Raw genomic sequence first — 13106 nt, 5'->3', positions numbered from 1 at the left:
GAGCGCGGGTTTGGGTGTGTTTTAGTTTGAAAGTTTAACTTATTGCAGTAGTGCTTAATTAACTACATTGCGATTACTTGAAGTTTGCGATACTCGTTTTAGTCGCATCTACCGTTTTCCAAGCATATGATTGACCAACTACACCATAAGGCACGCCGCCAAGAGACCAGTTCGGGTTTGCAAAGTAGTCGTATTGTGTTGCATTACCAAATACATGTGGATAAGCCATGATACTAGCGAAGTTGTCTTGTACACCGTGGCCCATGCCATCAACGTATACACCACCGCTGGTGTCACCTTGTTTGCGTGAATGCGCTAGACCTTGGTTGTGACCAAGCTCATGTACAAAGGTTGTTGCACCACAATCGATACCTGTAATGCTGAACATACGGTTGCTCATGCTTGAATATAGGTTGCCATTGCTACCTTGACCTACCCAAGCTAGACCACATGTGATGTAGTTACCATTGCGCTCACCTGTACCAAGTACCGCAACCATATCTGCACGCCAAGTATTACGAAGGTTAGCTACATAGCTACTGTTAGTCACAGAATCTAACCAAGCACTCGTTGGTGTGATGTTGTAGTTACCTAAGTTTTGTGTACCTGCAAGACGTAGTTGCAGATCGATGCCATTTTGGCTGTAAACTTGGTTTGTAAACGCAATCAGCTGATTGATTTTAGTATTAATGTTTGACGTAGCAGCCGCAGATTGATCGGTATAAAGAATGCCGATATCGACGGTTACTGCTGATGCGCTTGCAGATAGAGCGAGTGCCGTTGCCAGCGATGCTGCCTTTACTGTTGTTTTCATTGTTTTTCCTTTCTTTTTAGTTAACGTTACTTTTGGGTTGAAAAATATCTTTCTTCACAGAAACTGAGTTATGGTCTGTTTCGTCATGGCTATCATGCGGATGTAGTTCTTCTTCTTTGTGGGAGCGGTATAAGTCTCGCTTGGCAGCAATCCAGCCAAATTGATCTTTTGATTCAAATACATAGTTGCCACTTGGGGCGGTAAGTTGACCATATACGGCGTCTTTGCCTACGGTTAAAACGGTGGTATGGAAACGACCATCAGCACCGGTTACCTTACCAAAAACACTTTTATCGCCGTTTTCCGCTAAAGATATGCCTGTCACTTCTGCTACAAATGACTCTTGTGTTTGCGGAATTAACAATTCAAAGTTATCACCGCCTTCTAATTCTCTTAGTGTAGGTAAGTCAAACTCAATATACGCTTCGTTGCTTAAATCTTGTGGTAAAACCTTTGCGGCTGAAAGCACTGCTTTTGCTTTATTTGATACCTTATTCACAGCGTAAAAGTCATTGCCCTTTTGTATTGGCGTCGCTGTAGGGGTGACCTGCTCAGGGCTCGATTCAAGCGTCTCATGCTTTGGAGTTGCCTGGTTAGCAGTTTCTAAGTTGTGTGAAGCTTGAATTAAATTTACCTGTGAAGGTTGAGCTTCTGGCATCATTTTCCAAAAGGCAATTCCAATAAAACCAATAAGTAATGCAACAATGAGCACTCGCATAATTCACCACGATGACGTTAATAAGTAGTGAAATACTATTCATGATGCGGTCTTCTTATCAACTTTTAATTTACTGAATGTTTTCATTGATGATGGTTAAAATTAAATATCTTCATGATATATATGTATAAATGTCATTAACAAATCTTTACAATGTGAGCGTGTTAAGTGTGTTATGGCTTGTAATTGTCAAGCTAATGTAATCAAAGTGTGCTGTTTCAAAGTGTTTGATTGGATTAGCTTTATTTTTTGAAATAGCTGATAGTTTTATTATTTTTTGTCTGAAATAATGGTTTTTCAATTTAATCTTTTTGATCTTCATCGATATTTTTATTCATAGTCCTGATGCGTGTGCAGGGTATTTTGCCATTTGTTTTGAAAATTGTAGTTTGACTTGGTTAAGTAACTGATCTGGCGTGAGCTCTGCTGTATTGTCGATCGCTGGCATAATAACAAAAGTTTTACTGCGGTAGTCTATTGCCATAGGCACAATAGGGACTTCGGCGGATTGCGCAATGTAGATGAAGCCTTTTTTCCATTCTGGAGTGTATTTACGAGTTCCTTCTGGAGCTAAGCCCAAAATCAATTTGTCGCTGGCATTAAAAATATCGCGAACCTGCGTGACCATACCATGCGGTGTATCTCGCCTAACCGGAATTCCACCCCATTTGCGTAATAACCAGCCAAATGGTGGGGTAAAAATGGTGTGCTTGCCTAAAAAGCGAATTTCAACATCAAGTGCAAGCTTGACAGCAATGCCAATAAAAAAGTCCCAGTTTGACGTATGCGGCGCGACGGCTGCTACAAACTTTTCTTCACTTGGGAAGGTGCCAGCTATCTTCCATCCCATCATCTTAAGCATCAAGCTACCAAGCTTTCGACCAATCGGGCTGTTTGAGCGTGGGACATTGGGTGGAATATTGATCAAGGTAATGGCCTTCTTTATTTGTGTTATTTGTTGGTGGTGAATTCATTCTAGCTGAAAGTTCTAGGGCCTGTTGACCGTTGCTGCAAAAACAAACTTGAAAGATAAACAGGGCTTAGGCACTAAGCGCTGGTGTGCGATGTTATCGTATAAAACGAATTACTGATTAGGCTGATAAATCTACAAAAAACTAGATATCCCTTACTTACACATACCAATCCCAAATTAATTAACCAAAGCCGATAATTCAAGTGTCAGTAGCTTATCACGCTGGACTGGGCCTAGTTGGGCGATATGCACTGGTGGATAGGTTGCCAAGTATATTTGGCGTTAAACAGGGTATCCCTTGTGTGACCACTCAAGTTTGGGTTTTGAAGTTTTAAAGCTTTCCTATCCTCAAATTTGGCTTTTGCAATGGCTTCACGAGTAATTGGATGATTGAAAAATAGTCTATCAAATGAGCCGTCTTCTATTGCTTTGTTGAGGCCATAGCTAAGGCGTTCCTTGAGTCGACTATTATTTTTATTGACGAAAAAGTACATAGCAGTGGGATAACAAAACGCGAACCTAGACTCTACTACTGTGCTATCCATGCTTTGTAACTCTGTCCATGGTTCGTGAAGTGCGCGAGGGAAGAGCTCAAAGCGTTTTTCTTCTAACATCTTTGGTAGCAAAGAAGCCATGCTAGTGACTACAACAAAGCCATTTTTTTCGTAGATTGAAGTATCGGGCCAGTCGATACCACTACCAAGCGTGAAACTCATTAATTGGGCGGGAGAGTGAAGCAAAGAGAGTCTTTCTTCGGTATCTTTGTGGATGAGAAATAAACGCGCGCCCATCATTCCTTTTAGTAGCGGCACATATACCGTCGCTAAACTCTTTTCTCTTTTGATGGATGTCATACTCCAGTGAACATCTAAAAGCTTCCCTTGCTCCAAAATTTCTAAGGTGCGTCCTTGAGGGGTATGATCGAAAGAGTTTTCACTGAGTTGGTAAGCGCCATATTTATCGCGGCTCTTATTTAGAGCCAGCCTTAATAACGCGATGTAGTAGTCTTGTTTTGGATCTGCAAATTCTTTAGAGATGTTATAGCGCACTAAATCGTTTGCACAGACGCTAAATGACGTCAGTAATATGTAGGTCAACACCAGCTTTATTGAGGCTATCATTCCTTTTCCTCATCGTGCATTAAAAAGTATTCTTTAACTTTAGCGCAGAACTTGAGTTGATAAAGTAAAAAAGGCACCGGAGTGCCTTTTAACTTTAGCGAGTTAGATAACCTAAAACGTGACGCTTAGCCAATCATCATTACCATCAAAGTGCAACGACCTGACTTTTCCTTTGCCTTCAAAGTTTACTAAATTGACTTGTTCTGACCACACATCTCTGAGTGCATTATGGCGCATTTTAAGTTCATTTATTGGTGAGAACAGCGGTGTTTCTTGATATACCCAAAAAAATTGGCCATCAATTTCCGCACCAACCAAATTTAAGGGCAGCACTTTACCTGCGCCTGTTTTTAATTCAACGCGCTTACTGACATAATTCGCAAAGCTTACTCTATCAGCAACATTGTTAAATATATCGGCATTGTGACTAAATAGGCTCTCTACCGCATGCTCAGTATCATGGAGATAGAATCTGTGCATGATTTCGATATTACCACTGCGTTCGTTAAATAACACCGTGGTGACCGCTGCTTTTAATTGGTGCGCTTGACAAAGCGGTGAAATCAGCACAAATAAACAGGCTAAGCGCCAGGTTTTCATTAGTTATCCTTTTTCTCTTCAAGTGGTTTTAGCTCGGCTTTAACGTCTTGCATGATATCGCGATACACTTTACCTTCACGTTCTTTCTTTTTATAGAGCTCTAGGCGAGATTCTATAATGCGTCTTGGGTAATGGTTATTCTCAATATCAACGTCAGCAGTTTCCCACCGCGGGTCAACGGTCACGGACGCAAGCGGTTTATCTTTATCTGTAATAATTAGCTTGCTGACGTTACGGGCATTGCGACGCCAAATCTCGGCAGGGATAGTCCGCTCTTCTTTGCTACCATCTTGGTACGTGAGCTCAAGTAAGATTGGCATCACGAGTCCACCGACATTACTAAACTTAAGTACGTAATAGTTTTTGTCTTCTTTTACCGCACGCTCAAGAGTACGTTTTTCCCAAGGTTTAAGCTCAGATAAAAACTCACGATACTCATTTCGTTCTTCATTGGTTACCGTAAACTGGTCATTATTATCGTAAAAGTCTGTTATGTCTTGGTTTTTATCAATCCAAAGTGCGCGCCCTTGTTCTTGATTGCGTTTGACGAATAACGACATTGGTTTGTTCTTTTCAAACTCACGTAGGCGACCAAAGTCGATGTCTGGGTTTTTGGTGTCCAACCGCAATTGATAGATTTTATCTAGTGAGATATCGACATGATCAGTGCTGTAAAACCAGCCACGCCAGAACCAATCTAAATCGACCCCAGAAGCTTCCTCCATCGTTCTAAAGAAATCAGCTGGCGTTGGGCGTTTATATTTCCAGCGTAGGGCATATTCTTTAAATGCAAAATCGAATAGCTCACGGCCTAAAATCACCTCGCGCAGAATATTAAGCGCTGCAGCAGGTTTCGTGTAGGCATTTGGGCCTAAGTGCAATACGCTGTCTGATTGCGTCATGATTGGAGACTGATCTTCAGATTTCATGTAGGCAGCAACATCTCTTGGCTCAACGCCCCAAGGAATGGTGGGATCCCATTCGCGGCCAGCAACGCCATCTAAAAAGCTATTGAGGCCCTCATCCATCCATGTCCACTGGCGCTCGTCTGAGTTGACTATCATAGGGAAGTAGATGTGCCCTACTTCGTGAATGACAACGCCGATTAAAAAACGTTTCTCGGCCAGTGAATAGGTGCGAGAGCCATCATCTTGCAATTTCGTACGCGGACCATTGAAAGTGATCATCGGATATTCCATCCCACCGACAGGACCATTTACTGATTGCGCGGTTGGATAGGGGTAATCAAACGAGAAGCGTGAATAGACTTCCATTGTATGAATAACGGCTTCGGTGGAGTACTTTTTCCACAAGTCACCCCCCTCTTTGGGGAAAAATGACATGGCCATCACGAGAGGCTGCTCGTCACCACCTTGCTGATAGCCTTTAGCATCCCACATAAATTTACGTGATGAAGCCCAAGCAAAATCTCGCACATTCTTGGCCTTAAAGCGCCACGTTTTGGTGTCGTCTGTACCCGCTTTTTCGTTCTCTAGTGCTTCTTCTTCAGTAACGACGAATACCGGGCGTTTTGCTGTTTTTGCTTGCGCTAGTCTGTCACGCTGGGTTTTGCTCAGAACTTGCTTTGGGTTATCTAACTCACCGGTTGCAGAAACGATATGATCGGCCGGCACCGTGATTTCAACGTCGTAGTCACCAAACTCGAGCGTGAATTCACCACTGCCAAGAAACGCCTTGTTGGTCCAAGCTTCATAATCTGTATACGCCGTTAGGCGAGGGAACCATTGCGCGAGCAAAAAGATGTCATTACCGTCTTTTTCAAAGTGCTCATAACCCGAACGTGCGCCAACGGCATCTTCTTCAACAATATTAAAGGCGAAGTCCATACTAAATTGTAGATCTTTACCTGATTTGAGTGGTTCGTTTAGGTCAACACGCATCATGGTATCAACAATCGTGACCTTGAGCGGTTTACCGCGACCGTCCTTGACATTATTGATGATAAAACCAAGCTCAGTGTCATCCATAAACTGCTGGCGTCTGAGTTGATTTAGTGAAATTTTTGCATGTTTTGTAACCGGATTACTCTGTAATTCGTTCCCAAAAGTTGCAGTGCGTTCAGCAATTGAATCATTTTTGAAGATATTTTGGTCTAATTGTAGCCATAAATATTTGAGGGTGTGAGGAGAGTTATTTTTGTAATGTATGGTCTGCGTAGCGGTTAACCTTTTGGCTTTCTCGTCCAAGTTTACATCAATATCATAATCCACCTTTTGTTGCCAATAACGCTCTCCGGGCTCACCGGCTGCGCTGCGGTAGATATTTGGGGTCGGTAAAGTCTCATCTAATTGGCGAAACTTATCTTCAAAATGCCCTTTGGTTTGCGAAATGGCGCTGGCGTGTGCGACACCGGATAGCGCTAGTGCAACCAATAAAGGCATGGCTGGTGTTGATTTTTTCATTGTTATTTCCCATTTTATCGTGCCAAAGCATTGACCAATAAACATTTTTATTTCAGTTTTTGCTCGGAGTGAGTAGAGGGGATTTGCATGGTGACAAAGGAAGACAAATAAAACCTTCTACGTGTCAATAAACTGACAAATAAAAACACATAAATCAAAGTTTTGAGATAAAGTAACAAGATTTAGGCACGACTGAAATTACGCTGTTTTGAGTGTTTTTTAATCTGTTGTTTTTGATAGAAAAAATACAATGCTCAAAAAAATTAATTTGTATGCCAAAAAGGTATTTTGCTGGGTTATTGTCTACATTTTATAAATAAATAAAGAAAACAAAATTAGTTGTTGATATTGACCCAAGTTTGTCTTTAAAATCGCGCACTTTACAATCTATGGGTAAAACTGGCGTTAGTTTTGCTCTGTACTAAATACCCGTTTAGCGAATCAAATGTGGTGGGCAGTATGGATTTCTACATACTAAAAAAACAAGAGAAGTTTGTTGCAATTCCTGCAGACGAACAAAACTGTAAAGATTATTTAGATGACGGCTATTTTTATGTTGATAAAGTAGCTGCCTGTAACGAGAAATCGGCGATTAAACGCGTGCAAGATAAGCATAGTCGTGTTTTCAAGTTACCTGCTAAATTCTTTTTACTGGCATTACCTATAATCATTTTTGCTTGGTGGCAGTTGACTCACTAAGCTGTTAAAGCGTCAATATTCACAAGACGAATATTGCTCGACGATGCTATATTAGCGTTTCTATAGGAAAAGGAACGCTAAATGAAGGTTTTACACACGTCTGACTGGCACTTAGGGCAATCATTTTACGAGCATGATCGCAGTGAAGAGCATCAGCTGTTTTTAGACTGGCTATGCGATGCGCTGGTTGAACAGCAAATTGATGTACTGTTGATCAGCGGTGATATTTTTCATACCGCAACACCGCCCGCGAGTGCTGAAAAGCAACTGTATACCTTTATCCAAAAAGCATCTCAACTGTGTCCTCAGCTGCACATTATTCTGATTGCAGGCAACCACGATTCCGCTAATCGCATTGAAACCGCAAAACCACTCTTAACCTTATTCAACACCCATGTTATTGGACGCTTTAACAAGCAAGCGCCTGAACAAGTTGTTATCGATTTACCCATCGCAGCGCAGCATATGCATGTTGTGGCAATGCCATTTTTGCGCAGTGCTGATTTACCAAAACCGCTAGATGACGAGTTTGACTATCAAACCGGGGTACAATTAGCTTATCAGCATGCGCTAAGCACGATAGAAGAAGTGAAAGGTCCTATTGTGCTAATGGGGCATCTGCACGCCAAGGGTGGAACGATTTCTGAAGATTCTGAGCGTAACCTCAACATTGGCGGCTTTGATGCGGTGTCTGCCGGCGTGTTTGGCGAGCAGTTTGACTATGTTGCGCTAGGCCATTTACATAAAGCGCAAACCGTCGCTAAGCAAAGTGCTATCAGATACTGCGGCACACCTTTGCCAATGTCATTTTCCGAACGCAATTATAAGCATCAAGTATTGCTCGCTGAATTTAATGAGCAAGGTCTGGTCGATGTAAACCCCCTTTACGTTCCCCGTTTTAAAGATGTGTTATATATCCCTGAAGATGGTGCAAAGCGCTTGGCTGAATTATGCGAAGCTATCGCGGCGCAGGATTTTAGCAAGTTCGATAGCGCTCCCTATGTTCGCTTAAAATTATCTGCAGCTGAAACCAATAGCCGCTTTCGAGCCGAGATTGATGAAGCGCTAAAAGGAAAGGATATTAAGTTTTGTGGTATTGAGCGGGTGTCTAAAGGCGCAGCTGCCAGTGAGTGGTTGTTTGAAGATTTGGGCAAAGTTGAATCGTTATCGCCCAATACCTTGTTGGATATTGCCTATCGCGAAATTGAACCTGAGCAGGAAAAAGCACCCGCGACATTACATGAAAAATTAGCAGAAGTGATCGCGAGCATGGAGGAGTAGTGCAATGAAACTTGAAAAAATATTAATCACCAACCTTGCCTCTATAGAAAGTGCTGAAGTCGACTTTACTGCGGCACCACTCAAAGACACCGGTCTTTATGCCATTACCGGTGATACAGGGGCGGGAAAAAGCACTTTACTGGATGCGGTTTGCCTTGCATTTTATGGCAAAACCGCACGGTTAAAATCGGACGACAAAGAGAAAGTTGCCTTTAATGGCGATAACATTAAGTTAAACGACCCGCGAAACCTATTGCGTCGGGGTTGTGTTGCGGCATCTGCTAGCGTGGTTTTTATTGCTCAAGATAGCAAACGTTATCAAGCTAGTTGGTCGGTAGAGCGCGCTAGAAAAAGCCCTAAAGGTAATTTAAAAACTGCCACTATTGAGTTGTTTAGCCTACCAGATATGACCCTAGTCTGTGAGAAGAAAAAAGAAACAGAACAACGAATCGAACAGCTAGTCGGGCTTAACTTTGAACAGTTTACTCGAGCTGTGTTGCTTGCTCAGCATGAATTCTCCGCGTTTTTGAAGGCAGGGGGAGATGAACGGGCTCAGTTACTAGAATGTCTTACGGGTACCGAAAAGTTCAGCAATATCGGTAAAGCGGTTTTTGAAGCGCACAAGCAAAAGAAAACTGAGCTGCAATCTCAGCAAGATAGGCTAGGTCAAATTGTGCTCTTGTCACCAGAGCAGCAAGCCGAACTTGAAGCACAGAAGTTGGGATTGCTTGATACAAGAAATCGACAACAAGAAACAAGTACAAAGCTGCAAGCTCAGCTGCAATGGCTCGCGGATGTCGAGTTAAGAAAGCAAAAAATAGCTGAGGTGGAACACTCGCTACAAACGCTTGAGCAGCAAATAGAAGAGAGAAAGCCACAGCAGGAATATGCGCAGCAAGTCTTAAAAGCCAATGAGATGCGTGATAACCGTGAGCAGCATGAGCTGGCGGATAAACGCGTTGCGCAGCTATCTCAAGAGCGGCTAGCACTGCAGCAACAAGATTTTGCATCCGCCATTACAACGCTCAAAGCAAAACAGCAGCAACTGGAACAGCAGCTTATTACGCAGCAAGCCAATTTTGTAAAGTTAGAACCAAGCTTTAACAGCATTCGTATATTGGATGAAAAACTGAGCCTACACAAAGCGCAAGAACGAGAAACTAAGCCCTATCTAGATAAGCACGCCAATCTTATTGCGCAACATGAGGCTGCAATACAGAAGTATCAAGTGCAACAAGGCGAAATCGATACTGAATTACAGCAGTTAGAGCATGAGCAAGCGAATTTGCACTCAGTTAGCAATATTGCCGGGCAATGGAACGTGGTTCAACCTCAATTCGATGATCTGCAAAAGTACCAACAACAACGTAATGATTATGAAGTTCAGTTGCAAAAATTACCGAACGAACAGCAAGCGCTAGGTACACAATTGAGCAAACATGAGGCTGAGGTACAGCACCTACAAAAGGTTTACGACACCGAAGCCAGCGCGCTCTCCGCATTAAAAGAAGCACTTGCACCTTTGACTCAACAAGACCTAAATCTGGCATTGCAGAATTGGTCTCTATGCGTGCAGGCTTATCGTAGTATCGAAGAAGGAGATGCCTTGCTGCATCAGCTACGATCGCAACAAACTCAACATCATATTGGCTTGGAAAGGCTTGAGATACTGATCCGAGATACCAAGCAGCAAGATGAGTTGTCTAAGCAGCGCCTAGCCCTAACTCGTGATAACTTGGAGCAAGTGCAGTTACGCGCAAGTGAGCGGATCAGCGATTTACGCGCTCAATTGCGAGCAGGGCAAGAATGCATGGTATGTGGCTCAAAAGAACATCCTTATGGTGTAGAGCACATCGATGCCCATTGGGAGCAGTTACTATCGGATTTTCGGTCTCAGTATCAAGCTGCTGAGCAAGCTCGTGAGCAAGTGTTGCAGCGTTATAATCAACAAGTCGGTGAAAAAGAGCGTGAAAATGCGCTATGGCAGTCAGTCACTCAGGAAATTGCTCACTGCACTAAGCAAATAAATGAGAATCGCGCTCGACTAGATGCGTTGAGTGATGAGTATAAAGTTGGCAGCGCTGAGCAAGCTGAATTGCAACTTGTGAGTATTCAGTCACGGCTAAATGAACTATCCAAGTTACGCAATAATATCGACCGCCAGTGGCAATTGGTTCAGCAGGCACAACAACACCTCGAGCAGGCTAAACATAAAGGGCAGGCACTTCAGCAGCAGCACCATGATTTAGGCAATCATATTGCCTTTTTGCGAACCGAATATGATCAGCTATCACAAACAGTGGCTGCCTTACGCAATCGGCTTAAAGCGTTAATTTCCGATAAGTCGTGGTGGCAAGACTTTGATTCATCCCCTCAAGCTGCCATTAGGCAACTTAAAACGGGGGTGCAAACTTGGCTAAAAACCACTGAGCGCACTGATGCGTTAACGGCGGAAAAAGTTCAGCTTGAGCATCAATTACATCTTGTCAGTCAACAAAAACAAGATGAAGCGCAGCGACTTGAAGAATTAGAACATACGCTTTTACAACACCAGCAGAATATTGAACGCCTCAATCGCGAACGTGCTGAATACTTACCACAGCAGCACACCAGATTGGATGATTGGATTGCAGAGCTTAAGCTGCAAGAACAGCAAAGCCGAGAGCAGATCACACAAACCCAGCTAGCGCTGAGCCAAACCGAAGCACAGCGTGAAAAGACCCAACACAGTCTGACGCAACTAGAAAAGCAAATTGCCGAGCAAACATCCCGGTTGCAGCAACTTGATGCGCGTTTTGAACAATGGTTGCTCGACCAGCAAGGGCAGCTAGACAAAGTAAAAGTATTAGCGTTACTTGAGGTTTCTTTGGATGAAGCTCGAGCGAATTTAGAAAAGTGTGCGCAAGTTCAACAAGCCTTTCAAAACACTAAGCTGCAGCTTAGTCATCAGCGTGAAGAACTCAGCCAACTTGAAAGTAAGTACCCTGATGGGGTTGATAGTGAACAAGTTAAGCAAAGTCATGCCGAGACGACGCAAGCACTTGAACAAACTCAAAATCAGTTACTACAAGTGCAAAGTGCATTAGAGGTTGATGCTCAGAATAAACAACAATTCTCTTTGCAAGCGGCAAATCTCGCTCAGTTGCAACAAGACTACGAACAATGGCATTTGCTAGACAAGTTATTAGGCGACGCAACAGGCAAAAAGTTGCGTAATTGGGCGCAAACACAAACGTTAAAAATCTTATTGCAGTATGCTAACCAGCAATTGCATACGCTTTCTAGACGTTATCTGCTTACCAATATCGAGCAATCTTTAGAAATTGCGGTCATAGATAAAGACATGGCTGACGAACAACGTAGCGTCAACACCTTATCTGGAGGAGAGTCCTTCTTGGTATCTTTATCTTTAGCACTTGGACTTGCCGCGCTTTCATCAAATAAAGTGCAAATACATTCATTATTCATTGATGAAGGGTTTGGTACGTTAGACCCCGAGACGCTAGGTGTCGCAATTGATGCACTAGACGCGTTGCAATCACAAGGCCGCAAGGTTGGAGTGATCTCGCATGTTGCTCAGATGAGCGAGCGGATCGCCACCCGTATCCATGTGAATAAACAGCCGGGAGGCTACTCATCTTTAAATTTAGTACCACAAACATAAGGAAATTTGGATGCCGACTTTTACGGGCGAAGAAGCCCAAAACTACGACTCTAGGATCACAAAACTGGTGCCAGGTTATGCGTTAATTCACCAACTTACCGGGGCGCAACTTTTAGCACTTTACCCAGATAGCGCAACCATTTTGGTTGTGGGTGCAGGGACAGGCAAAGAAATTGTAGAACTTGCTCAGCTAAACCCGAGTTGGCGGTTTATAGCGCAAGATGTATCTGCTGATATGTTGGCAATTGCAGATCAGCATTTTACTAAGTTGGGTCTACAGGAGCGTGTGCAGATCCATCATGGCGCGATTTCACCACAGGCCTACCAAGCGGATGCAGTACTGTGCTTGCTAGTGATGCACTTTGTAAAAGATAACGGCGATAAAGCAAGCTTGTTTAAACAAATGAGTGAGCAGCTAAAGTCGAATGGGCGTCTTTTTATTGCCGACTTAGAAAAACCAGCGACAAGCTTTGAACGTGAAGCGCAATTAATTGTTTGCAAACAACTTGGGCTGACTGATGTTGGCGAGCAGCGTATGAGGGTGAATTTAGAACATGAGTTTTACCCCGTGGATAAAATGCGCCTTGCAGAGCTGCTAGACACCGCAGGTTTTGGCATTGCCAAACCTTTCTTTAAAGCCCTTGGCTTTGCGGGCTTTGTGGTAGATAAGCAGTAGTTTTTATCTAAATAACCTGAGCTTCGGATAAATAAGCCAGACCATATTCGGGTTTGGCTTTCCATTCTTACTCTTTCAAAGTAGCTTACATTAAGTTAGTAAAATAGTGATCTATACCAAGCCAATTGCTGCTCTGC

At 43.1% G+C, this 13106-nt stretch carries 10 protein-coding genes; 4 read left to right on the top strand and 6 right to left on the bottom strand.

The window, feature by feature from the left end; translation table 11 throughout:
* Window positions 1-73 precede the first annotated feature (73 nt).
* From DS891_RS05505 to DS891_RS05480, 6 genes are all read right to left on the bottom strand, one after another.
* A complete protein-coding gene (locus DS891_RS05505; RefSeq protein ID WP_010605588.1) occupies window positions 74-814 on the bottom strand; it encodes a reprolysin-like metallopeptidase in 741 nt (246 codons plus the stop codon).
* A 16-nt stretch (window positions 815-830) separates the two neighbouring features.
* On the bottom strand, window positions 831-1532 hold the full coding sequence (locus DS891_RS05500; RefSeq protein ID WP_174169119.1) for a hypothetical protein: 702 nt from the start codon (window positions 1530-1532) through the stop codon (window positions 831-833).
* Window positions 1533-1866: 334 nt separating this feature from the next.
* The gene (locus DS891_RS05495) at window positions 1867-2460 is read right to left on the bottom strand and encodes a 1-acyl-sn-glycerol-3-phosphate acyltransferase (protein ID WP_174169118.1); all 594 of its coding nucleotides are present in this window, start codon (window positions 2458-2460) and stop codon (window positions 1867-1869) included.
* A gap of 278 nt (window positions 2461-2738) precedes the next feature.
* Window positions 2739-3626 carry a hypothetical protein gene (locus DS891_RS05490; RefSeq protein WP_174169117.1) on the bottom strand — a complete coding sequence of 296 codons (888 nt, stop codon included), beginning with the start codon at window positions 3624-3626 and terminating at the stop codon, window positions 2739-2741.
* 111 nt (window positions 3627-3737) lie between these two features.
* Complete coding sequence (locus DS891_RS05485; RefSeq protein WP_010605592.1) at window positions 3738-4226, bottom strand: DUF6702 family protein; 489 nt, start codon at window positions 4224-4226, stop codon at window positions 3738-3740.
* A complete protein-coding gene (locus DS891_RS05480) occupies window positions 4226-6649 on the bottom strand; it encodes a M1 family metallopeptidase (protein WP_174169116.1) in 2424 nt (807 codons plus the stop codon). The genes DS891_RS05485 and DS891_RS05480 overlap by 1 nt, the downstream gene beginning before the upstream one ends.
* A 459-nt stretch (window positions 6650-7108) precedes the next feature.
* Between DS891_RS05480 and DS891_RS05475 the strand changes: the two genes are divergently transcribed.
* The 4 genes from DS891_RS05475 to DS891_RS05460 all read left to right on the top strand — a co-directional run bounded on the left by DS891_RS05475 (window position 7109) and on the right by DS891_RS05460 (window position 12969).
* Window positions 7109-7348: a hypothetical protein gene (locus tag DS891_RS05475; protein WP_010376069.1), complete on the top strand. Its 240-nt coding sequence runs from the start codon at window positions 7109-7111 to the stop codon at window positions 7346-7348.
* A gap of 81 nt (window positions 7349-7429) precedes the next feature.
* Entirely contained in the window at window positions 7430-8629 is a 1200-nt protein-coding gene (locus tag DS891_RS05470; RefSeq protein ID WP_010605594.1) for an exonuclease subunit SbcD, read from the top strand.
* A 4-nt stretch (window positions 8630-8633) separates the two neighbouring features.
* Window positions 8634-12293: an AAA family ATPase gene (locus tag DS891_RS05465; protein ID WP_174169115.1), complete on the top strand. Its 3660-nt coding sequence runs from the start codon at window positions 8634-8636 to the stop codon at window positions 12291-12293.
* 10 nt (window positions 12294-12303) lie between these two features.
* Window positions 12304-12969: a class I SAM-dependent methyltransferase gene (locus DS891_RS05460; RefSeq protein WP_010605596.1), complete on the top strand. Its 666-nt coding sequence runs from the start codon at window positions 12304-12306 to the stop codon at window positions 12967-12969.
* Window positions 12970-13106: the final 137 nt, after the last annotated feature.

The sequence above is a fragment of the Pseudoalteromonas sp. JC28 genome, from assembly GCF_013319255.1.
Taxonomy (GTDB): domain Bacteria; phylum Pseudomonadota; class Gammaproteobacteria; order Enterobacterales; family Alteromonadaceae; genus Pseudoalteromonas.
Note: the sequence above shows the minus strand (reverse complement) of the source record. Positions and strands in the feature narration are given on the sequence as shown.